General features: G+C 46.9%; 18 protein-coding genes and 1 tRNA gene. 11 read left to right on the forward strand and 8 right to left on the reverse strand.

Annotation, left to right across the window (positions count from 1 at the left end; genetic code table 11):
* A partial coding sequence (locus BLU87_RS00005) for a transposase (protein WP_139167424.1) occupies nucleotides 1–284 on the forward strand: 284 nt, incomplete at its 5' end.
* A 98-nt stretch (nucleotides 285–382) separates the two neighbouring features.
* Complete coding sequence (locus tag BLU87_RS00010) at nucleotides 383–646, forward strand: type I restriction enzyme HsdR N-terminal domain-containing protein (RefSeq protein WP_175498217.1); 264 nt, start codon at nucleotides 383–385, stop codon at nucleotides 644–646.
* Nucleotides 647–853: 207 nt separating this feature from the next.
* Here BLU87_RS00010 and BLU87_RS00015 read toward each other — a convergent pair whose 3' ends face one another.
* The 4 genes from BLU87_RS00015 to uvrB form a co-directional block, all read right to left on the reverse strand.
* A complete protein-coding gene (locus BLU87_RS00015; RefSeq protein WP_092343886.1) occupies nucleotides 854–1,795 on the reverse strand; it encodes an Abi family protein in 942 nt (313 codons plus the stop codon).
* Nucleotides 1,796–2,045: 250 nt separating this feature from the next.
* Complete coding sequence (locus tag BLU87_RS00020) at nucleotides 2,046–3,020, reverse strand: tyrosine-type recombinase/integrase (protein ID WP_092343887.1); 975 nt, start codon at nucleotides 3,018–3,020, stop codon at nucleotides 2,046–2,048.
* Between the two features lie 129 nt (nucleotides 3,021–3,149).
* Nucleotides 3,150–3,245, reverse strand: a tRNA-Sec gene (locus tag BLU87_RS17250).
* A gap of 154 nt (nucleotides 3,246–3,399) precedes the next feature.
* Nucleotides 3,400–5,394: an excinuclease ABC subunit UvrB gene (gene uvrB, locus BLU87_RS00025; RefSeq protein WP_092343888.1), complete on the reverse strand. Its 1,995-nt coding sequence runs from the start codon at nucleotides 5,392–5,394 to the stop codon at nucleotides 3,400–3,402.
* A 132-nt stretch (nucleotides 5,395–5,526) separates the two neighbouring features.
* Between uvrB and BLU87_RS00030 the strand changes: the two genes are divergently transcribed.
* On the forward strand, nucleotides 5,527–6,390 hold the full coding sequence (locus tag BLU87_RS00030; protein WP_092343889.1) for a YitT family protein: 864 nt from the start codon (nucleotides 5,527–5,529) through the stop codon (nucleotides 6,388–6,390).
* A 22-nt stretch (nucleotides 6,391–6,412) separates the two neighbouring features.
* Here the strand turns inward: BLU87_RS00030 and BLU87_RS00035 are convergent, their stop codons facing one another.
* Nucleotides 6,413–7,255 (reverse strand): M23 family metallopeptidase, encoded by an 843-nt coding sequence (locus BLU87_RS00035; RefSeq protein ID WP_245706314.1) that lies wholly within the window; start codon nucleotides 7,253–7,255, stop codon nucleotides 6,413–6,415.
* Between the two features lie 16 nt (nucleotides 7,256–7,271).
* Nucleotides 7,272–10,829 (reverse strand): DUF748 domain-containing protein, encoded by a 3,558-nt coding sequence (locus BLU87_RS00040; RefSeq protein ID WP_175498218.1) that lies wholly within the window; start codon nucleotides 10,827–10,829, stop codon nucleotides 7,272–7,274.
* A 103-nt stretch (nucleotides 10,830–10,932) separates the two neighbouring features.
* Between BLU87_RS00040 and BLU87_RS00045 the strand changes: the two genes are divergently transcribed.
* The 6 genes from BLU87_RS00045 to BLU87_RS00070 all read left to right on the forward strand — a co-directional run bounded on the left by BLU87_RS00045 (nucleotide 10,933) and on the right by BLU87_RS00070 (nucleotide 18,177).
* A complete protein-coding gene (locus BLU87_RS00045) occupies nucleotides 10,933–12,348 on the forward strand; it encodes an aminopeptidase P family protein (RefSeq protein ID WP_092343891.1) in 1,416 nt (471 codons plus the stop codon).
* A 108-nt stretch (nucleotides 12,349–12,456) separates the two neighbouring features.
* A complete protein-coding gene (locus tag BLU87_RS00050; protein ID WP_092343892.1) occupies nucleotides 12,457–14,049 on the forward strand; it encodes an ABC transporter substrate-binding protein in 1,593 nt (530 codons plus the stop codon).
* 74 nt (nucleotides 14,050–14,123) lie between these two features.
* Nucleotides 14,124–15,134 carry an ABC transporter permease subunit gene (locus BLU87_RS00055; protein WP_092343893.1) on the forward strand — a complete coding sequence of 337 codons (1,011 nt, stop codon included), beginning with the start codon at nucleotides 14,124–14,126 and terminating at the stop codon, nucleotides 15,132–15,134.
* Nucleotides 15,135–15,150: 16 nt separating this feature from the next.
* Nucleotides 15,151–16,053, forward strand: a complete 903-nt coding sequence (locus tag BLU87_RS00060) for an ABC transporter permease subunit (protein ID WP_092343894.1) — start codon at nucleotides 15,151–15,153, stop codon at nucleotides 16,051–16,053.
* 154 nt (nucleotides 16,054–16,207) lie between these two features.
* On the forward strand, nucleotides 16,208–17,191 hold the full coding sequence (dppD, locus tag BLU87_RS00065; RefSeq protein WP_092343895.1) for a dipeptide ABC transporter ATP-binding protein: 984 nt from the start codon (nucleotides 16,208–16,210) through the stop codon (nucleotides 17,189–17,191).
* On the forward strand, nucleotides 17,188–18,177 hold the full coding sequence (locus BLU87_RS00070; RefSeq protein WP_092343896.1) for a dipeptide ABC transporter ATP-binding protein: 990 nt from the start codon (nucleotides 17,188–17,190) through the stop codon (nucleotides 18,175–18,177). Before dppD ends, BLU87_RS00070 begins: the two co-directional genes overlap by 4 nt.
* Nucleotides 18,178–18,279: 102 nt before the next feature.
* On the opposite strand, the gene BLU87_RS00075 is transcribed toward BLU87_RS00070, so the two are convergent.
* Both BLU87_RS00075 and BLU87_RS00080 read right to left on the reverse strand, forming a co-directional pair.
* A complete protein-coding gene (locus BLU87_RS00075; protein ID WP_092343897.1) occupies nucleotides 18,280–18,855 on the reverse strand; it encodes an HD domain-containing protein in 576 nt (191 codons plus the stop codon).
* Between the two features lie 22 nt (nucleotides 18,856–18,877).
* Nucleotides 18,878–19,750 (reverse strand): EamA family transporter, encoded by an 873-nt coding sequence (locus BLU87_RS00080; RefSeq protein WP_092343898.1) that lies wholly within the window; start codon nucleotides 19,748–19,750, stop codon nucleotides 18,878–18,880.
* Between the two features lie 112 nt (nucleotides 19,751–19,862).
* Here BLU87_RS00080 and BLU87_RS00085 point away from each other — a divergent pair, with 112 nt between their 5' ends.
* Together BLU87_RS00085 and BLU87_RS00090 are read left to right on the forward strand one after the other, a co-directional pair.
* Nucleotides 19,863–21,251, forward strand: a complete 1,389-nt coding sequence (locus BLU87_RS00085) for a class II fumarate hydratase (RefSeq protein ID WP_092343899.1) — start codon at nucleotides 19,863–19,865, stop codon at nucleotides 21,249–21,251.
* 119 nt (nucleotides 21,252–21,370) lie between these two features.
* Nucleotides 21,371–22,072 (forward strand): MgtC/SapB family protein, encoded by a 702-nt coding sequence (locus tag BLU87_RS00090; protein ID WP_092343900.1) that lies wholly within the window; start codon nucleotides 21,371–21,373, stop codon nucleotides 22,070–22,072.
* Nucleotides 22,073–22,104 lie beyond the last annotated feature (32 nt).

The raw sequence follows: 22,104 nt of genomic DNA on the forward strand, positions 1-22,104 counted from the left end.
GCAAATCATGGCGGAACAACTGGGAACGAATTACACCGCTGTTTTCGTATCCACCGGATATCCGCAAGGCGATCTATACGACTAACGCCATTGAGTCGGTCAATATGTCGCTGCGAAAGGTGACGAAGAATCGGGGCTCGTTTCCAAACGACGAGTCGATGATTAAACTGATGTATTTGGCTCTGCAGAATATATCCAAGAAATGGACAATGCCGATCCGCAACTGGCGATCGGCACTGAATCAGTTTTCGATTATGTTTGAAGGGCGGATGCCGCTACTTTAACCGGCGGGCTATTTACACAATTTACTTTACAGGCCCATTTTGACGGTTGCTCAGACATACCTCTAAATCAAATACAATCTGTCGATGGAGAGTCATTGTTGGCAAATGTTCCGGAAGAGTTAATACAATCTTTGAATTTAAAGCTAACAAAGCGACCTGACATATTCTTGTATGCGAGTGAAGAAAAGTGCTTGCTCGTAGAGTTGAAAGAACCTAACGAAGACTTGTCTGATCATCTCAATCAGCTGACCAAATATTGTAATTTAATTGCTAATTATTCTGTCCAAAAAATCAGCAGTTTTCATTGTTGCTTAATTGGTGAGAACATTAACCCAATTACTGATCTTGATGGAGATTATTGAGAAACGGTAAATGGTGACTGGATTAGACCGAATATTTCCATTGTATCAATGGATGCTAGTAGAAATACCATTGCAAATGCACAAATAGAAATTATCAAACTATCGTCAATACATGCTCGCGCACATAGGCGTAATCAAAGTTTTGCAGAAAAGCTGGGACTTCCTGGCCTCATACAAGAACAGGACTAAGGTTGAAGGAATTGTCATCTAATTCCAGATCTGATCAAGTGCCCAACCTGGATGGAATCCAATAGAAGGTAAATATGGGACAACAGCTGGGTACTTTTGGATCAATCCCTGCAGACTGACTTTCATGTTCGCAGGAATGTCGATGTTTTTGCACATGATATGGAGTACTGCAAAAAACAAATAAATTCGATTTCGATTGCGGGGTTGATACCTCTGATCTAACATGCCAAAAACACCACCAGGTTGTCGATAGTTGCAGTTCCAGAGTCTGGAATGGTGTGCACATCTATTTCGAACATCCCGGATCAAAGTTAGCCAGCTGTTTAAAGTTCTAATGTTTCTGGCCCCAAATTCTTTTGAGAGAATATCTAGTTTATTGAGATGGGGAGGATTGTTGAATTTATTTTTATCTATAGCCTTATAGAGGCTTAGAATTGTACCGAAAGTTGTAAGTTCGGCAGCGATCCAGAAGGGGGGCAAGTGCTTGAATCCATCATTAGCTTCATTGAAGTATTTAGATTTAAAATTGTTGGTAAAGTCATCCCTTGAAAATTGAAAGCTAGTGCCAATTTTTGACGCAATAGAATTCATATTAAAATCATTCTCAAAAATAAAACTATTTAGATACCAAAATGGGTCATTTAAGTGTTCTGAAATTGTTTGATCCAGTCTTGACCTGAGTTTTATTTCTAGCCTTCCAATTAATTTAAAGGTTAGGTCTCTTAATTCATCATCAAAGCGATAGAGCTCTAGGCCTTGTTCAAAAGTTGCCCCTTGTCGATAAGTATTGGTAGGTTGATCAAGAAAGGGTCTCAGGTATATTTTGAATCTATAGTAGTTTATTTTTTTAAGTATTTCTTGAGCCTTAGCTGTATCGGTTACAGTCAGATTTTTTGCTTGGAGGTGCTGCACAAGATCAACATAGGTTCTGTATGGTTTATTATATAAAGAATAGGCCATGTCCCTCTCCCTTTGTGCCGTTTGAAGCTCTTTAAAAAATCAGAATATTAAATAAATAAAAAAGGTATCAAGGTTGAGCAATGGCTGTGAAGGACTTGGTTCTATCTAAAAATAAAAAGCCCACTGACGTTCCTCGTAAGGAAGTAGCGGGCGTTGTTGGGGTGATTATCTCCTGAAATAGCACGATTGTCAATATCAAAAGACTAGTGTCATTTCATGCAGAAAAATACAATCAAGTGTTCGTCAGCCACTATCCCAACTTAGCCGCAAGATTCTCGGCTTTAAGGTGGGTATATCTCTTAAGCATCTGTAGTGTTTTATGTCCGGAAATACTAGCAACCTCCATGGGGTTCAGCCCCTTTTCAAATAATCTGGAGCATGCTTCGTGTCGCAGGTCATGCCAGTGTAAATTTTCAATTTTCAGTGTTTCACACGTCTCTCGAAACGTTCTACTGACGTGACCGCCAGTGACACCAAAGACTTTTCCATCTAGACGGCGAGGTAATTTCTTTAAGACCAACACGGCATGAGACGAAAGCGGGATGTTTCTGGCTTCACCGTTTTTTGTTTCAGGTAGGTGGGCGACCTGGCGGGCCAAGTTTATATATTTCCATTCCAGGGCTAGTAGTTCGCTCTGTCGTAAAGCTGTTTCAAGCGCCAGTTGGAATAGGGGCCTCAGTGTTATCCCAAGCGCGCCAAGCAGTTTTTCTTCTTCGCCCGGTTCTAAGCGTCTGTCGCGACCCGAGGGGAGTTTCGGGCGGGAGACCTTTGAAACCGGATTATCAATAGATTCCATGTCCCATTCACGGTGAGCTACATTGAAGAGGCTGGACAGGAGGATAAGTTCATTGTTGACGGTATAAGGGCTCTTCCCTGCCTCTAGTCGCTGATCACGATATTTGGCAATATCGGTGCTGCGGATAGTCGAAAGAAAGCGACTGGCGAGATTGGAGCGCTTGAAGAGATTAATGCGGTTCGTTTCTTGAGCGGCTCCTTTTTTATGAGGGGTTTTCTCGCGGAGATAGCGATCAAGGGCTTCGTCCAAGGTTGTTGTTTCGGCTTCTTTTCGTGAGACAAAAACGCCATCATCCATCTTTGATTCAATCTTTCGAGCCCAGCGGGCAGCATCTTCATATGTTGCAAATGTTTTGGCTTGTTTGGGCCAGCCGCGACGTCTGATTTTGACCTGCCACTGATATGGTCCACGTTTGTTGATCGATGCCAAAATCCCCTCCCTGGAAAACTGCGAGTGTCCCAAAATTGTCCCAATTATGTCATGGAAGGGTTTTTTGCACTAGTAGAAAAAGTAAAAGGCTATGGACTCAATGACCATAACCCTTTGATTTATATGGATTGGCGGAGGTAGATGTGAATCGAACACACCAGGGACGGGGTACGCCCCCCATCGGTTTTGAAGACCGTGCGCCGCACCAGCGAACGAACTACCTCCTGAACAAACTTTGGGGATTCTACTTTTATTCACTATTTTCTTCAATAGCTATTTAGTTGAATTCTATAGCTATTGAGGTCCAAAGAAAATGAAACGCAATATTCCATCGGTGACAAAACAATTTCGTCTGCTCCTGACATGCTCGATGGTTGATTTAACGCAATGCCAGTTCTTGTTTTTCGTACAATAACATCTGATCGCGTATTTCTGCGGCCTTTTCAAAGTCAAGATCTGCGGCGGCAGCGAGCATCTCTTTCTTGAGTTCGATGATCTTCTTCTTAATCTCTTTGGGGGTGCGGTATTCTTCTCCCGATTCAGCAACGAGAGGGAGATCCATATAATCTTTAGCGGACAGGTCGCCAAGGGATGAACCCAGAGATTTTTTCACTGACTGGGGAGTGATCCCATGCTCTTGATTGTAGGCTATTTGCTTGGTGCGCCGCCGTTCAGTTTCATCGATGCAAGCCTGCATTGATTTGGTAATTTTATCGCCGTACATAATAACCCGGCCATCGACGTTACGGGATGCTCGACCACAGGTTTGGATCAGCGAGCGGGTGGAACGGAGGAACCCTTCTTTGTCTGCATCAAGAATAGCGACCAGAGCCACTTCTGGGATGTCCAACCCTTCACGTAAAAGATTGATTCCTATCAGGACATCAAATTCTCCTTCGCGCAAAGCACGAATGATTTGCACGCGCTCAAGGGTGTCAATATCGGAGTGGAGGTAATTGACGCGGATGTTCAATTCTTGCAAATAGCTGGTTAAGTCTTCTGCCATCCGCTTGGTCAAGGTGGTGACCAGAACACGCGAACCTTTGGCCGTTGTCATGCGAATCTCATCAATAAGATCATCAACCTGTTCTGTCGCCGGGCGAATATCTATAGGTGGGTCAAGCAGTCCGGTGGGACGAATCACCTGCTCAACGAAGACCCCTTGCGCTTTTTCCATCTCGTAATCGGCAGGGGTTGCAGAGACATAAACTGTTTGCGGTTGCTGTTGTTGAAACTCTTCAAACATCAGAGGCCGATTATCCAGGGCACTGGGGAGGCGGAAGCCGTATTTTGTCAGAGTCTCCTTGCGTGAGCGGTCACCCCGATACATTGCCCCAACTTGACTGACGCTGACATGGCTTTCATCGATAAACATCAGAGCGTCATCTGGCAGGTAGGAAAGGAGCGTCGCTGGAGGTTCCCCCACTTCACGACCATCCAAAAAACGGGAGTAATTTTCAATCCCTTGACAATAGCCCATCTCTTCAATCATCTCGATGTCAAACAGGGTACGTTGCTCAATCCGTTGTGCTTCAAGCAGCATATTTCGTTCTTGAAAAAATTGAATTCGGAGTTGCAATTCATCCTGAATTTCAGTAATAGCCCGTTTCAGGGTCGGCTTGGTGGCTACATAGTGACTGGCGGGGAAGATTGCTGTTCTGTCGAGGCGATCGATGACCGAACCGCGCAAGGGATCAATTTCGCTGATTGCGTCAATCTCGTCACCGAAAAACTCAATCCGCAGCGCCCGCTTTTCTTCGTAGGCAGGAAAGATCTCAACACTGTCTCCGCGCACCCGGAAGGTCCCCCGATGGAAATCAACATCGTTGCGTTGATATTGTATTTCTACTAGATTGTGGAGAAAATTGTTGCGGTCAAGCTCCATTCCTGTGCGCAGGTTCACCAACATGCCGTAATAGGCCTCAGGGGAGCCGAGACCGTAGATACAGCTGACCGATGCAACAATTAAAACATCACGACGGGATAGCAGGGATCGGGTAGCGCTATGGCGTAGCTTATCAATTTCTTCATTGATGGAACTGTCTTTATCAATAAAGGTATCGGTGGAAGGGACGTAGGCTTCAGGCTGATAATAGTCATAATAGCTGACAAAGTATTCGACGGCATTGTCTGGAAACAACTCTTTGAATTCACTATAAAGTTGAGCGGCCAGGGTTTTATTGTGTGCCAGCACCAAGGTTGGTCTTTGCAACTGGTTCACCATGTTGGCCATGGTGAATGTTTTGCCTGAGCCAGTAACCCCCAAGAGCACTTGATGCCGGTCGCCACGCTCAACCCCCTCGACCAGCTCTTTGATTGCATACGGCTGGTCGCCGCAGGGTCGGTACTCTGATTGCAATTTAAATTGGGCCATTTTTTTCCCTATAATATATATGGATTAAACTTGCTCATCTCGATTGACATAGATCATCTCGAGGTTCAGAATCCCGAGTTTTTGCTGTATTTGCAAAAACAATTAAGTGTCAGGATCATGGAAGGATAAGGTATGGGCGACAATAAACGCAAATTTGTTTATTCGGTTTTTTGGAACTGCGGATTAATCGTTGTTGGTTCTTTGGTGCAAACAGTCGTACTTAAAGGGATTGCGGCTCCTCACCAATTTATTCCCGGTGGTCTCTTTGGGATTGCGGCATTGCTTCATTATCAGACCCATTGGTTGAATCCAGGGCTGCTCTATTTATGTCTTAATCTTCCGATGTTTATTCTCGGTTATCTGTTTGTCTCGCGCCGCTTTCTCTGGTACAGCGGGTTGTCGATGTTGGTTGTTTCCCTTTCGTATCAGTTTATCAACATTCAGATTCAGATTGATAACCAACTCTACGCAGCCATTGTCTTTGGTGCTGTCCTTGGTGTCGGCAGTGGCATTGTTTTGCGCTCACTTGGGTCAAATGGTGGTGCAGATGTTCTGGCAATCATCCTCTATCAGAAATATAACCTGGGTATCGGGAAGTTTTCGTTCTTTTTCAACCTGTTTCTTTATTTGATCTGCGCTTTTTCGATGCCGACTGATCTGGTTATTGCTTCAATGATCGCCGTCTTTATTACTGCACAGACCATGGATTATACCATGTCGCTGTTCAGTCAGCGTAAATTGGTTTTTATTATCTCGCCCCAGGCTGAAAAAGTTGCCGACCAGGTGATGAGTCATTTGAAGATTGGGACAACTTTGGTCCCGGCGGTTGGAGCCTATCGCCGCGAAGCGAAAACAGTGTTGATGGTGGTGATTAATAATATTCAATTGAAGCGGTTGGAGGAGATTGTGTTTACGGTTGATGGCCACGCATTGTTTATTGTTGAGAATACTTTTAATGTCCTTGGGTCGACCTTTTCAAAGCGTAAGCTCTACTGATGTTTTCCTCTGGTGTGACCGGTTAATTTGCTGCGGAGATCGATTTCTGCGGCATGGGTGGGACCAATAACGCAGGGTCAAGACGTTGATCGAACCAGTTAATCCGCCAATCCAGGTGGGGACCTGTTACCCGTCCTGTCGCCCCGACAGTCGCAATGGTTTGCCCTTGAGAGACTTTCTCCCCCTTCTGCACCAGAATTTTAGCCAGATGGAGAAAGCTGGAGGAGAGACCATGGCCATGATCGATTATCAACGTCGCTCCTGAAAAAAACATCCCTTGATGGGCCAATGTGACAATCCCTCCGGCAGGGGCTTTAACTGGAGTTCCTGTCGGAGCGGCGATATCGATACCAAAGTGGGGACGGCGTGGTTCACCATTGAAAACCCTCTGGCTTCCATAAATACCACTGATACGGCCGATTATTGGCCAGCTGAAGTTATCCTTGAAGTGCGGGAGGTCGCTGTCTTGCTGTCGGGCCTGTGCAACCAGGTTGGCTTCCTGTTGAATACGGCGTAGATCTTCTGCATTTGGAGCCATCATCCGTGCGCTAATGCCGTTGATTCTCTGGATATTATATTGACGCTCTTTAAGCTCTATTTGATGTTGCTGCGTGATGCCATCAGGGGTGACCAGCGTGAGGGTTTGTTGCTGTGTGGCATCCCGACCAAAACCGAGGATAAAGTCACCATCCAGGGAAACTTTTAATTGTCGTTCACCATAAAAGATCTGAGTGCCCGGTTCGACATGCCCGTACAGTAGTCCACTTTGCGTGAACGATCCTTCAAGTTGCAGTCCGGCAGAGCTATTTATCGGAGTGGCGATGAACAAGAAAACCATAAGTACTTTGAAAAAATGAAGTTTCATTCAACCCTCTGTTGCTCTATTTACTGCTGATGTTGAATTCTACCCGGCTGATAGGGCCATCTTTGGGAGCTTGGTAGATATCTTCTTTTTTGAGAAAAAGGCGTGGTTTGATCTCTTCGTTCGCGGCAACTAAAGCATCGCGAACGACCATAGCACGCATCTTCGCCAGTTCTTCAAGCTGTTCTTCATCGACAATGATGTTTGCCAGTAGCAGTTTTTCCATTTCTGGAACCGGCAGCTTCTTTAACATCCCGATAAAGTTGCGGGGGCGCGGGAACTCAGCTGCTTCATAAACAGCCAGCAAAATGTCTGGATACTCTGCGTCACTGATGACGATTTCTTCCTGTGTGCCCAGAGTTGATCCCTCTTCGGCCAACTTCTGTTGTTTTGTCCTGACCAACATTTGTCGTAACTGTTCTTGACGATAGCCTTCAGGATCCAGCTTTTTATCGGCAAAGGCGCTGATCTCAAGAATTAATGCCGGCCGTTGGGCGAGCATATCAGCTAAGCTTTTAAGTTTTCCTTGTTGCTTGTCGTCAAGTGTGGCTATTCCCGGTGCAAAGCTGATGGCGGTAAAATCTTCATCCCCACCCAGAGTTGCGGCCAGAAGGGAGAAGGGGGACGTCGCTGCCTTGACCAGCAGGTTTCTGAGCACCGTAAAAATGACGCCACTGATACTGAAGTTTGGATCATTCATATCCCCAGAGACAGGGATGTCGAGGTGAATCTCACCGTTACTGTCTTTGAGTAGAGAGATGGCAAAGGCAACAGGGAGAGAGGTGGCTTTTTCACTTTGAACCGTGTCGCCAAATGTAAATTGATCAATCATGACCTTATTTGTCGCTGCGATCTTCTGATGTTCAATCTGGTAGTTCAGATCGAGGTAGAGTTTTCCTCTGTCGATCACGTAGCCCAGGTATGTTCCTGAGTAAGGAGTCATTGGAGTCAGATCAATCTCTTGAAAACTGAACGTCAGATCGGTGTACAGATCCCGGCTCAAGGGATTGATTTTCCCGCTGATGGTCAACGGCGAATGGTTCTCAAGTTGTCCACGCAGATCGACATCAGCTTGCATCTCTTCTGCTGAAGATAAACCCGTCACCCGTCCACCTAGTTTGTACATAGTTGTCGAAAAAGTTTCTGGCAGATGTCTGTCGATAAAAGAGACGGTGCCACCCTGTAAGGTCAGGGCGTCAATGCTGATGTCCGGCGGTGGTTCGGAGAGCCCTTTTTCCTCAATGGCAACGGTTTCTGCCGAGCTGTTGTTGTCGGGCTCCTTTGTCGCGGTGGTCGTTTGGGCAGTCGTTAAGCTGCTCAAATTGACTTGACCCTCAGGAGTGATCTGAATATTGGCGAGATAATCATTCAAGACCACATCGGTCATGTGGAGAGAAAAGGGGGAAATTTCACCCTTGATCCCGGCAAAGGTAAGATTTTCCCAAGCAAGCAGCTCGCCGCTCCCTATCGGATCACGTAAATCAAAATCTTCAATATTTAATTTGCCGGAGAAACTGCCGCTTAATTTGTCTGGCTGTTGTTCTAGTTTGATTGCCAAAGTTGAGTAGAAGCGACCATCTTTAAGGCTGAGATTGAGGTTTTCTGGAACAAAATCGTTAAGAAGAACGAGCGGAAATGCGCTCATCGTGGTTTGTGCCTGAAGTTGCAGCGGGGTGTGAACGGCGGCGCCGGAAATTTGGATCTTACCTGCTTTGCCAACTTGTGCGGAGAGAGTGAAAGGGCTCTTTTCAGCAGCAGGATAGCTGAGATTTTCTGCATGGAAATTGAAGTCAGGAATATCAATGTGTGGTTGTTTAACCAAACTTTGATCAGTGAGCAATAGGTTGAACTTTGTCAGATCAACACTTGCAACGTGAATATTCCAAGGGGCGCCAATTTCGTTGTCGGTGTCAACAGCTGCCTTTTTTTCAGGTTGCGCTCGTAATAGTTGTTGTGGTGACAAGCTGCCGTCGGCCAGTCGGGTTGCCTTGATCTCTCCCTGGTCTAACTCAATAGCACCAAGGTTGATGAGTTGTTGCTGCAGATCAAAAGAACTGTTGTTGATCCTGAAATTAGCCAGAGTGAACTGGTCTGTATCAGTGAAGGGGACCCGTAAATTGCGGAGATTGACATTTCCTTGTTGAACCTGGATGTTTCCGTCAGCGCTATAGAAAACCTGTCCAGTCAAACTGAAAGTGCCTTCAATGGGAGCGGTGAAGAGCTCTTCCAAGTAAGGATAATAAGGTTTCAGGGGGAGATTCTCTGCCCGTAGATCCATTGCCGCCATGACTGGATTGATGCCCAGATCACCACTGATCTCAGTGATGAAGTCCCGGCCTGTCTTGAACTTGAGTGAGGTCGCAGTGAGTTGTCCCGCGTGGGTGGAGACGTGATCCAAATTTAGATTGATGGCACTGATCTCTTCGGCGAATCCTCCGGGAACGAAAGCGTCACGGTAATGAACCTTGGCATCAATTAAAGCCAGAGATTCAATCGTCAACAGTGGTAAGCTCTGAGCTTCTCCCTTTTTAGGCTCTTCTGCCACCACGGCGTGTTGAGCCGGTATGATACGCTGAAAATTCCAACGCCCTGATTGATCACGGTCGATATAGAGTTCAGGATCAATAATGTCGAGAGAGACCAGATTGAAATCTTGAGTGAAGAGGTTTGCCCAGTCAAGATCGAGGATCATGGTTGGCATCCGGAACAGCTCCCGGCCATCCAGTTCACGCAGGTCAATATCAGAGAGGGCCAGCTCACCACCAAGCATCAATCGGGGTTGTTCCGCAGCGGAGATCTGGTAGGAGAGGTCAATTTCACCGTCGAGAATCCCTTGTTTCACCTCAATCGGTAAAGGGACAGGGGAATGAAATGCGTAGAATGCCAAGTCAACATGATCAAGGGTCAAATAAAGTTTGGTCTCCAGCGAATCCTGAAACGGTTTCAGCTTCCCTTGAGCTTTGACTTCCGCCCCGTTTAAGAGCATCCGCAACATCGGTTCGACATAATCATCTGTCAGATAGGGGATGTTGCCGACAAAAGGCACTGTAACTGTGAGTTCGCGAATTTGATGTTGAGACTCTTTTTCTGTGGTTTTATCGGTAAAATCGATTTTGCCGTTGGTGAGAATAATATTATTGAAGGAGAAATGGAGCGGTTCTTTTGGTTCGGTCGTGACCGGTTCAGGGTTATCGCTCCCCAGACGGGTGAAATCAGAGAAGTTGAATTCCTGTTTGCCGAGCAATTCGACATTGATGAAAGGATTGTCAAGCTCAACCCGATCAAGAACAATCGCTTGCCGGAAGATCGATTGTAGGCTTCCAGAGAGCAGCAGCTTTGAAAAAGTGACGAACGATTGCCCGCTGTTTTGTTCCGTCAGCTTTGTCCCGTTGATTTCAAGCGTCAGGGTGAAGGGGTTGAAGGAGACTTTTTCAATAACCAGGTTGCGAGAGGTATTTTCAGCTATCCAGCTTTGTCCTTGTTTCTTTACTTGCCAAGGAACAATGGCCATGGTTGAGAGCAGCAGGCCAAAAATAACTGCAACAGCGATAAGGGTAATTTTTAACCAGCGTGACATAATTTTCTCCTCTACAATAACATTTACGAAGCCTATCATAAGGGAAAGTTCTGTCTGAGGGAAACACAACTTCAATTGTAACTCTTTTAAGTGAGGATATCTTATGTTTGCAGCGGAAATTTATCGACAACGGCGACTGAACTTAGTGCGGCAACTTAAAGGCGGCATCGTTCTGTTGTTGGGAAATGTTGCTTCCCCTTTTAATGCGGCAGATAATTGTTACCGTTTTCGCCAGGATAGCAGTTTTCTCTATTTTTGTGGTCTGGATCAACCGGGACTTGCCGTGATCCTTGATGTTGATTCCGGTAGAGAAACTCTCTTTGGTCGCCGGCAAAACCTTGATGATCTTATCTGGAGCGGCCCCCAAGTAACATTACAGGAGCGGGCTGAAAAGGCGGGAATTGCTCGGAGTACCGAGCTCAGTGAGCTTTGTGAAATCCTTTCTACCGCCGTTGCGGGGAAAAGAGAAGTTCACTATCTTCCGAATTGTCGCGCTGAGAATAAAATTATCCTTGGTGATTTATTTGGCAGATCTCCAGATGTTATCAGTCAAGGAGTTTCGCCCGAACTGATTAAGGCAACTGTCGCCTTGCGATCAATCAAAAGTGCTGAAGAACTTACGCAACTGGATGAGGCCGCTGACTTAGGTTATCAGCTGCACACAACAGCAATGAGGATGGCGCAACCGGGACGGTACGAATGGGAGATTGCCGGTGAACTTGAAGCCGTGGCCGCGCGAGCTGGACGGATGCTCTCTTTCCCCCCGATTGTGACTGTCCACGGCGAGATTTTGCATAATCACGATCGCAACAGCCAACTGCAACAAGGTGATTTGCTGCTTGTTGATGCCGGCGTTGAAAGCACTCTCCACTATGCCTCTGATCATACCCGAACCTCTCCTGTGGGTGGACGGTTCAGTCCAAGGCAAAAAGATATTTATCAGGTTGTTCTCGCAACCATGGAGTGTGCGCGCGAGTTGATCCGGCCCGGCATGACCTATCTGGATGTTCATCTCGCGGCGTGTCGGACTCTGGTCGAAGGGTTGCAATCTCTTGGGTTGATGCATGGAGATGCGGAAAAGGCGGTTGTTGCAGGTGCCCACGCCTTATTCATGCCTCATGGGCTCGGTCATCAACTGGGGTTGGATGTCCATGATATGGAGTCGCTGGGCGAAGATTTTGTCGGTTACGATGATAATATCCGGCGATCTTCTCAATTTGGCCTCTCCAGTCTCCGTTTGGGGCGAGAGTTACAAAAAGGGTTTGTGCTGACGGTAGAACCGGGAATTTATTTTATCCCGGCATTAATTGCCCAGTGGCAAGATGAAGGTCGACATGCCGATTATATAAATTATGCTAAACTGGAGAAGTACTTAAATTTTGGAGGGATTCGTCTGGAAGACGATATTGTTGTCACCATCTCAGGCAACCGTTTACTGGGCCGCCCACTGCCGTTACAAATCGCTGCCGTTGAAAATACTCTGAATTTAGTTGATAAGAATGGTCAGGATTATTCTTGACAACCCTGTGGACTCACTATAAATTTTTGTGGACAAAAACATCGTGACGTTATTGTAACGTCATTTTAGTTTTGTCTTACCCTATGAAAACAAGAGGAGGTTTCAACAATGCAAAAAATTTTAACGCGATTATTGCCAATCCTACTGCTATTGTTGTTTGTCGGTCAGGTGCAGGCCAAGACGCTGGTCTATTGTTCTGAAGGTAGCCCCGAAGGGTTTAATCCCATTTTTTACACGTCTGGGACAACTTTTGATGCGACTTCAAAAAATGTTTTTGAAGGGTTAACCCATTTTGTTCAAGGGACAACAAAACTTGAACCAGGTATGGCTGAAAGCTGGGAAGTTTCCGCTGATGGCAAGGTCTACACTTTCAAGTTGCGTAAGGGGATCAAGTTTCATTCCGCCAAACATTTTCAACCAACCCGTGACATGAATGCTGATGACGTCATCTTCACTTTTGAGCGCCAGTGGAAGAAAGATCATCCCTTTTATGCCATCTCCGGTGGTAATTACGAATATTTCAATGGCATGTCAATGCCAGACCTTTTGAATACCATCGAAAAAGTCGATGATTATACCGTTAAATTTGTTCTCAATCGTCCCGAGGCACCAATGCTGGCAAACCTGGGGATGGACTTTGCGGTGATTCAATCTGCCGAGTATGCCGATGCTATGATGAAAGCTGGAACACCTGAGAAGGTTGATCAGTGGCCAATCGGTACCGGTCCATTTGTTTTTCAGGGGTATAAGAAAGATGCGCAAATCCGCTATACCGCTTCTGCCGACTACTGGAAGGGTAAAACCCCAATCGACAAGCTGGTTTTTGCCATTACTCCTGATGCCTCTGTCCGTTATGCAAAGCTGAAGGCTGGTGAATGTCAACTGATGCCTTTTCCTAATCCCGCAGATATCGCTGCAATGAAAGCCGACCCGAACATCAACCTGATGCAGCAAGAAGGGTTGAACGTTGGTTACCTTGCCTACAACACCAAGGTTGCACCGTTTGATAATGTCAAGGTTCGTAAAGCACTCAACAAAGCGATGAACAAACAAGCTATTATTGACACTGTTTTTCAGGGCGCCGGTAAAATTGCCAAAAACCCGATTCCACCAACAATCTGGTCATACAACGAAGCAACGGTTGATGATACTTTTGATCCCGTTGCAGCGAAAAAACTGCTGGCAGATGCTGGCTATCCCGATGGCTTTGAAATGAAACTCTGGGCGATGCCAGTGCAGCGTCCTTACAACCCCAACGCACGGCGGATGGCTGAAGTAATTCAAGCTGACTGGGCCAAGGTTGGAGTGAAAGCTGAAATCGTCTCTTACGAGTGGGGCGAGTACCTGAAACGCTCTAAAGATGTTGACCGCGATGGTGCCGTTCTTCTTGGTTGGACCGGTGACAATGGTGATCCTGACAATTTTTTGGCCGTCCTGCTTGGATGTGATGGTATCGGTGGTTCAAACCGTTCTCAATGGTGTTACAAGCCGTTTGAAGATCTGATTCAAAAAGCTAAAATTGTTGCTGACCCTGCTGAGCGAACCCGCTTGTATGAGCAAGCTCAGATTGTTTTCAAGGAGCAAGCTCCTTGGGCAACAATCGCTCACTCCGTGGTCTTTAAGCCGATGAGCAAAGATGTTGTCAATTACAAAGTTGATCCTTTGGGTGGCCATATTTTTTATGGTGTAGATTTGAAATAAATCTAAAGGAATGTTATTTTTCGCCGGGAGGGCAATGTCGCTTTCCCGGCTTTTTTGTGTGGTAGATATCCTTTATGTTCAGCTTTCTTCTTAAACGTATTGGCGTTGTTATCCCGACTTTTATCGGTGTCACCTTGCTGACCTTTTCTCTGATCCGTCTGATTCCTGGAGATCCGGTAGAATTAATGGCAGGTGAACGTGGTGTTGATCCAGTCCGACATGCTGAACTCTTGGCACAAATGGGACTAGATAAACCGTTGCTGCTGCAATACTGGCATTATCTAACCGGGATATTTCAGGGCGATCTGGGAACCTCAATCGTGACGCGTGAACCTGTTGTTCGGGAGTTTTTTACCCTCTTTCCGGCAACCTTGGAATTGAGCCTCTGTGCCATCATTATTGCCGTGGCGATAGGTCTTCCCGCGGGAATCATTGCGGCAGTCAAACGGGGCAAGTTGACCGATTACACGGTGATGGGGTTATCGCTGACAGGTTATTCAATGCCGATCTTCTGGTGGGGCTTGTTACTTATTCTCCTCTTTTCCGTGGGTTTGGGTTGGACACCGGTCTCAGGTCGAATTTCGGCGATGTTCTGGATTGATGAAGTGACCGGATTTATGGTGATCGATGCTTTTCTCTCCGGGGAGGAAGGGGCATTGGTTTCAGCGCTGAGTCATCTGATCTTGCCATCCATTGTTCTGGCCACGATCCCGTTGGCGGTGATTGCGCGGATGACACGGTCATCAATGTTGGAAGTTTTGCGCGAAGACTATGTTCAGGTGGCTCGGGCCAAAGGGTTGTCCATGCCGCTGGTTGTCTGTATCCACGCCTTGCGTAATGCCTTGATCCCGGTCATCACTGTCATTGGCTTACAGATTGGGGTGCTGATGGCGGGAGCAATTTTAACCGAGACAATTTTTTCCTGGCCAGGAGTTGGCAAATGGATGCTTGATTCGATTTACCGCCGTGATTATCCTTCGGTCCAGGGGGGAATTCTGTTGATTGCCTGTCTGGTGATCATTGTCAATCTTACGGTTGATATTCTTTACGGTGTGGTGAATCCACGTATCCGTCATAATCGCTAAGGAAGGGGATGAAAGAATGAATAGTCAAGCCCAGACAGCGGTTGTCGATGAGTTGGTTCCTCCCGGTCCGTTTCGAGAATTCTGGAATTATTTCAGTAGTAATCGCGGCGCATTGATTGGTTTTGTTTTAATTGTTGTGGTTTTGCTGGCCGCTCTATTTGCTAATTTCCTCACCCCGCATTCGCCTTATGAGCAATATCGTGATTATGTTTTAACTCCTCCGGCATGGCAGGAAGGCGGCCTCTGGCAGTTTCCTCTTGGCACCGATGAAGTTGGCCGAGACATCCTCACCCGGTTGATTTATGGGGGAAGGTTGTCACTGTTTATTGGTATGATGGTGGTTTCCCTGTCGTTGATGCTTGGAACCTTGATTGGTCTGGTCTCTGGTTATGCCCGAGGGATAACCGACACCCTGATCATGCGTGCTATGGATATTATTATGGCGCTGCCAAGCCTGTTGTTGGCTTTGGCAATTGTCACGATCCTGGGCCCTGGCTTGATTAATGCCTCGATTGCCATTGCGGTCACATATTTGCCTCATTATGTCCGCATTACCCGTGCTTCGGTGATTGCAGAAACCTCCAAGGACTATGTCATTGCTTCTAAAGTCAGTGGTGCAGGGGTTTTTCGCCTGGTTTTTATTACGATTTTACCTAACTGTCTGGCACCGTTGATCGTTCAAGCATCACTTGGTTTTTCAAATGCAATCCTTGACGCTGCAGCGCTTGGGTTTATCGGTCTGGGAGCACAACCACCGAGCCCTGAATGGGGATCAATGTTGGCCAATGCCTTGGAGTTTATCCAACGCGCCTGGTGGGTCGTGACTTTTCCTGGGTTGATGATTTTATTAACAGTTTTAGCTTTTAATCTGATGGGTGATGGTTTGCGTGATGCGCTTGATCCGAAAATGAAACTGTAGTGGTGGTATAAATTATCCCCTGCAGTATGACTGGTCTCTGCAGATTTTTGCCAGACGTTATGTCTGCCTTCGGTTCTGAAAAACGCCAAGCCCCACAGGGTTGAAATACGATGTTATCTTGTGATTTGTCCCGGAAACTGAGAGAAGATCTTTAATGGCATTATTACAAATAAAAAATTTGACGGTTGAATTTGGCAGCGAAAAAAAACCATTCAGAGCTGTTGATCAAGTTTGTCTGGAGATCGAAAAAGGAGAAGTTCTCGGGATTGTCGGTGAGTCGGGCTCGGGGAAATCCGTGACGGCCAAGGCGTTGATGGGGCTGATTGATTGGCCAGGGCGGGTTGTCGCTGAAAAGCTGGAATTTGACGGACAAGATTTGCAGGAGATGTCAGATAAGCAGCGTAGAAAAATTACCGGGCGTGATATTGCGATGATTTTTCAGGAGCCGATGACCAGTTTAAACCCATGCTTTACCACCGGTTTTCAGATCGCAGAGGCGCTTAAAATTCACGAGGGAGGCAGCCGTTCAGAGCGTCGTATGCGCTCCTTGGAGTTGTTGGAGCAAGTTGGTATCCCTGATCCAAGCGCACGACTTAAAGCTTTTCCACATCAATTGTCTGGAGGGATGAGTCAGCGGATCATGATCGCTATGGCAATTGCATGCAATCCTCGTTTGTTAATTGCTGATGAACCGACAACCGCACTCGATGTCACCATCCAGGCGCAGATTATCGACCTGTTGCTTAATCTGCAAAAACAACGGCAGATGGCTTTAATTTTGATTACTCATGATCTGGCATTGGTTGCTGAAGCCGCGCATCGGATCGTGGTTATGTATGCTGGACAGGTTGTCGAAACTGGACCTGTTCCTGAAATTTTTGAAACACCACGGCACCCCTATACCGCTGCTTTACTTGAAGCGCTACCGGAACGTTCCATTGGTGCAACCCGTCTAAAGACGATCCCTGGAGTTGTCCCTGGCCAGTTTGACCGCCCCACCGGGTGCTTGTTGAATCCACGTTGTGAATTTGCAACGGAGCGTTGCCGACGTGATATTCCGTTACTTCAAACTGATGCCGACGGTCGTCAGGTCCGTTGCCATACGCCGCTGGATAGAGAAGGAAAACCACAACCATGAGTTCTCAGGATCTGATTCTTGAAGCCCGGGATCTAACCCGCTATTACACGGTCTCTCAGGGCCCCTTCAAACCTGCAGCAACGGTTAAAGCCCTTGATGGAGTCAGCTTTGAAGTTGAGGCAGGAAAAACCCTTGCGGTTGTTGGCGAGTCGGGTTGTGGTAAGTCAACTCTGGCACGACAGTTAACCATGATAGAGCGACCGACCAGTGGTGAGTTGAAATTTGATGGCTTTGATCTGGTCAACGATTCAGATTATCAGCTGAAGTTGGCACGGCAGCGGGTTCAGATGATTTTTCAGAACCCTTATGGCTCTCTGAATCCCCGGAAAAAAATCGGCACCATCATTGGTGAACCACTGGTTATCAATCGTCATCTGGCAAAAATGGAAGTCGAAGAGCGGGTTCGCAGTATCATGACCAAAGTGGGGCTACGCCCGGAGCATTATGACCGCTATCCACATATGTTTTCAGGCGGACAAAGACAGCGGATTGCCATTGCTAGAGCATTGATGTTGGAACCCAAGCTGGTGGTGGCAGATGAACCTGTTTCCGCCTTGGACGTATCGGTTCAGGCCCAGGTATTGAATCTCCTCAAGGATTTGCAACAGGAGATGACCCTGGCGTTTGTCTTCATTGCTCATGATCTGTCGGTGGTCCGCTATATCGCTGACAAGATTATGGTGATGTATTTAGGTCAGATTGCTGAATATGGTCAATCGGAGCAAATTTTTTCCCGCCCTCGCCATCCCTACACTCAAGCTTTGTTGGCTTCAACGCCACACTTGAAAGTGCAGAACCGGAAACAGCGGGTGATTCTTTCTGGTGAACTCCCTTCACCACTCTCCCCCCCTTCCGGTTGTGTTTTTCATACTCGCTGCCCTTTTGCAACATCGCAGTGCGCTGAACAAGTTCCTGAAATTGTAGAATTTGATGGTCGTTTGACGTCCTGTTTAAGGGCGGCTGAGATTGCTGCAGAACAGGATTGAGAGCTGGTTAGAACATTGCCTTCTGAGGACTCTTAACCGTTCTTTGTTGCCTGTTTTGTCCCTAATGGAGCCCGTGTCTCACCGAGGCCCTTCATCTAAACCCTATTCGCGTCCACCGTTCACCCACCACTCCTGATCGTCATCGAACCACCATTTGGACGAGTCTGTCTCCCAGATGGTGTCGACCAGTTGTTTGGCAATTTCCGTTTTTATCCGTAATTTGGAAAATGGATACCATTCATCTGCATTGCGATTCCCCAGATCTTTACGTTCTTTGAGCGAGAGCACCATTTCGATCTGATCGGCGTCCTGTGCTAATTGCGATTCAAGAGATTCTTTCGCATTATATTCGTGGAGAGTGTCACGATAATCATCCCCAAAGGGTAACTGTCTGGCTAAGTCTTCCACCGCTTTATCTTCGTTGGCGATCACATATTTTTTGTTGACGTAATTCAGATCCCCCATCCGAGCTTCGGGGAGGTCATGAAATAAGCATAACTGCAATACCCGGCCAACATCTGCATGGCCATCCATCTGGGCCAATGTATAACCAATCATGGCGGCGCGAAAGCTGTGCTCAGCGACAGATTCAGCTCCAGATCCGAGAAACTGAAAACCTGTTCTCGGTGTCCGTTTCAGCATTCCAACTTCAAACAAAAAATTAGCGATGTTTTTCATTTTGTCTCTCCAAAAATATGAGTTATCCATGCCAGATAAATATGACACCTAGCAGTATCAATCCGCTGGATAGTAAACGAATTCGACCAAAAGGTTCCCGAAGAAAAAATAGACCAATCAAAACCCCTATCAGCAAGCTGACTTGTCTTACCGGAACGGCGTAACTGACCGGTGAGAGCTGTAAACCAAAACGAAACGAAAGAAACGATGCCAGCATGACAGGCCCCGACCAGAGGATTAACCCACGACTTTGGTGTAGCTCTTTTAAGACTCGCCCACGGTAACAGGGGCGCAGAAGGTTGAGGGACATGAAGCTGAGCATGAAAAATACCAACACATAGGTAAAATGAAGAGCTGAGTAATTGTCGACCCCGGTCTTGTCGAGCACAGCTCCGATGGAATAGACAAATCCGGCCAGCAGGGCAGCCTGAACGGAGTGGTTCTTCAGTTGTGAAAACGGGCGGAGGAGTTCAGTTGAAGATAGCCGTCTGAGCTGGATACAATAGGTCCCCATGATAATCAATAGAATTCCCAGTCCACCAGCAATAGTTAAACTCTCTCCCAGTAAGACAATTCCCCAGAGCGGCACATATAACATGGCCGTTTGTGCCAATGGGTAGGTCATCGACAGATCCCCTTCGCGGTAGGCGATCCCTGTGAACCAGTGGTAGAGGACAAAGCAAACGGCAGCAGCGGCAGCCAGAGATAATGAGCGCACTGAGAGGGCGGGGAGGCCGATCCCTGCCCCAAACATAAAAGCACTCATCAAGGTCCAGGAACAGAGGAACATCCACCAGATAAAGATGGTCTTGTCGTGGCTCTGTTTGACCAGCAGATTCCAGGAGGCGTGCATGAGTGCAGAAAAAACAATAAGTATGAGAGCTAGATTAGTCATGGTGGGTATCGCAGCTGAAAGTCATTGGAGAAAAAGCTCTTTACAGTCTTCGGGAACACGCTATCATTGAGATAGAGGTAAGATCAACCTTTAGACAAAAAAGGATTTAGATATGGATGATTTTCGCATTGAAAAAGATTCTCTGGGGACGATGCAAGTCCCTGTTGATGCCCTTTATGGGGCACAGACGGCCAGAGCTATTGATAATTTTCCAATTTCAGGGATTTCACTCCCAAGGCCGATGTTAAGGGCGCTTGGATTGATCAAAAAGAATGCGGCGCAGACGAATCAAGGTCTGGGACTTCTCTCCGCAGAGGTCGCCAGTGCGATTGTCCAAGCTGCGGAAGAGGTCATCGCTGGCAAGCAGGATGAGCAATTTCCGGTGGACATTTTTCAAACGGGATCAGGGACCAGCAGCAATATGAACAGCAATGAGGTCATTGCCAACCTTGCCGCTCAATTACTCGGACAGTCGCTGGGGAGTAAGGCTGTCCACCCCAATGATCACGTCAACCTTGGGCAGTCAAGCAATGATGTCTTTCCAAGCGCAATCCACATTGCCTGTGCTGAACAACTGCACCAGAATCTTTTGCCTGCATTAGAGCAATTATTGCAACGGTTGGACAAAAAAACTGATGAGTTTAAAGATGTCCTGAAAATTGGCCGCACCCATTTGCAGGATGCGACTCCAATTAAACTTGGTCAGGTGTTTTCGGGGTATAGCCGACAAGTTGAACTTAGCCACGAACAAATTGCCAATAATATGAACCGACTGTTTGAGCTTGCCCTTGGCGGTACGGCGGTTGGTACCGGAATTAACACCCATCCCGACTTTGCTGCGAAAACCATTGCCGGCATTGCCAATGAGACGGGCCTCCCTTTTCGGGAAGCGAACAACCATTTTGAAGCACAGGGGGCAAAAGACGGTCTTATCGCTGTTAGCAGCAGCTTGAAATGTTGTGCTATCAGTCTGTTCAAGATAGCCAATGATATCCGTTTTCTCGGCAGTGGCCCACGTTGTGGTATCGGTGAGTTGATCATCCCTGCAGTACAACCGGGGAGCTCTATTATGCCAGGGAAGATCAATCCGGTTATGGCTGAGTCCTTGATGCAGGTCTGTGCTCAGGTTATTGGTAACGACGCCACCGTCTCCCTCAGTGGCCTGTCGGGTAACTTTGAACTCAACGTGATGATGCCGGTGATGGCTTACAACGTCTTGCAGAGTATCGAACTCCTTAGCCAGGGGATAACAGCATTTGCACAAAAGTGCCTTGATGGTCTTCAAGCTAACGAAAAACGTTGCGGAGATCTATTGGAACAAAGCCTCGCTCTGGTCACCGCACTGGTGCCGGAGATTGGTTATGATCGGGCGGCAGATTTAGCCAAACAAGCACATAAGACAGGAAAAACCTTGCGGGAATTGGCGTTGGCAGATGGCGTTGCCGCAGAAACGTTGGATACGCTTCTTGATCCCGCTACGATGACAGAACCGAAGAGGTAGGATGATAATAGACTAAGGACTGCGGCATGGAACATTTGCTCCGCAGTGTTTGTTGTTGTGGTATCCTTAAAAATCAAACTAAATGAAAATGAACCTTTTTTGACTGCAGGTGAGAAGCTATGTTTTTTAGTACAACTTTATTCGGCAGCTACGAACTGGACATATTCGTAAAAATTTTTCTAGCTGTTGTTGCCGGTGCAGTGATCGGACTTGAACGGGAGAAACATGGTCGTCCTGCAGGACTGCGAACTCACTTATTGGTTTCAGCAGGGTCCTGTTTGATGATGATTGTCTCTGAGGCATTTTTCCTCAAATATGGTGATCTCCCCGGTACCGGTGTTGTCCGTATCGATCCGGGGAGGGCCGCAGCGCAAATTATTACCGGTATTGGTTTTCTTGGTGCCGGTGTCATTATCAAGGAGGGCTTTGTTGTCCGTGGCCTCACCACCGCTGCCTGCTTATGGATGGTTGCCGGTATCGGTATGGCTTTTGGGATGGGCTTAATAAGCGGTGGAATTATTGGCACCTTGGTGGCCCTATTTTCTCTGATAGCGCTAAAGAAACTGGAACCCATCATAAAAAAAGACCGTTATCTCCATATTTATGTCACCGCAAAGGCAGAACCGGACATTTATCCACAACTAGAAGATATTTTTGCTGATAATGGTTTGCGTCTGTCAAATATCGAAGCAGACTGGAATCTCCATGACGGTCGTGTTTCCTACCGCCTTGTTCTCACCCAGCATAAAGTGAGAATTGGTCGAGAAATAAGCCGACTTATTAGTCAGATTGAAGGGGTGCAGAAAATCAGTTATAAGTAGTGACTCCTCGGAGGACAATCTGCTTCGCTGTC

Origin of the sequence: Desulfuromusa kysingii, from assembly GCF_900107645.1 — a bacterium.
GTDB lineage: Bacteria > Desulfobacterota > Desulfuromonadia > Desulfuromonadales > Geopsychrobacteraceae > Desulfuromusa > Desulfuromusa kysingii.

Coding starts and splice junctions, on each gene's coding strand:
- BLU87_RS00045 (WP_092343891.1), top strand. CDS start 10,933: ATGTTTGCAGCGGAAATTTATCGACAACGGCGACTGAACTTAGTGCGG.
- BLU87_RS00050 (WP_092343892.1), top strand. CDS start 12,457: ATGCAAAAAATTTTAACGCGATTATTGCCAATCCTACTGCTATTGTTG.
- BLU87_RS00075 (WP_092343897.1), bottom strand. CDS start 18,855: ATGAAAAACATCGCTAATTTTTTGTTTGAAGTTGGAATGCTGAAACGG.
- BLU87_RS00015 (WP_092343886.1), bottom strand. CDS start 1,795: ATGGCCTATTCTTTATATAATAAACCATACAGAACCTATGTTGATCTT.
- BLU87_RS00090 (WP_092343900.1), top strand. CDS start 21,371: ATGTTTTTTAGTACAACTTTATTCGGCAGCTACGAACTGGACATATTC.
- BLU87_RS00055 (WP_092343893.1), top strand. CDS start 14,124: ATGTTCAGCTTTCTTCTTAAACGTATTGGCGTTGTTATCCCGACTTTT.
- BLU87_RS00085 (WP_092343899.1), top strand. CDS start 19,863: ATGGATGATTTTCGCATTGAAAAAGATTCTCTGGGGACGATGCAAGTC.
- BLU87_RS00070 (WP_092343896.1), top strand. CDS start 17,188: ATGAGTTCTCAGGATCTGATTCTTGAAGCCCGGGATCTAACCCGCTAT.
- BLU87_RS00080 (WP_092343898.1), bottom strand. CDS start 19,750: ATGACTAATCTAGCTCTCATACTTATTGTTTTTTCTGCACTCATGCAC.
- BLU87_RS00060 (WP_092343894.1), top strand. CDS start 15,151: ATGAATAGTCAAGCCCAGACAGCGGTTGTCGATGAGTTGGTTCCTCCC.
- uvrB (WP_092343888.1), bottom strand. CDS start 5,394: ATGGCCCAATTTAAATTGCAATCAGAGTACCGACCCTGCGGCGACCAG.
- dppD (WP_092343895.1), top strand. CDS start 16,208: ATGGCATTATTACAAATAAAAAATTTGACGGTTGAATTTGGCAGCGAA.
- BLU87_RS00040 (WP_175498218.1), bottom strand. CDS start 10,829: ATGTCACGCTGGTTAAAAATTACCCTTATCGCTGTTGCAGTTATTTTT.
- BLU87_RS00030 (WP_092343889.1), top strand. CDS start 5,527: ATGGGCGACAATAAACGCAAATTTGTTTATTCGGTTTTTTGGAACTGC.
- BLU87_RS00035 (WP_245706314.1), bottom strand. CDS start 7,255: ATGAAACTTCATTTTTTCAAAGTACTTATGGTTTTCTTGTTCATCGCC.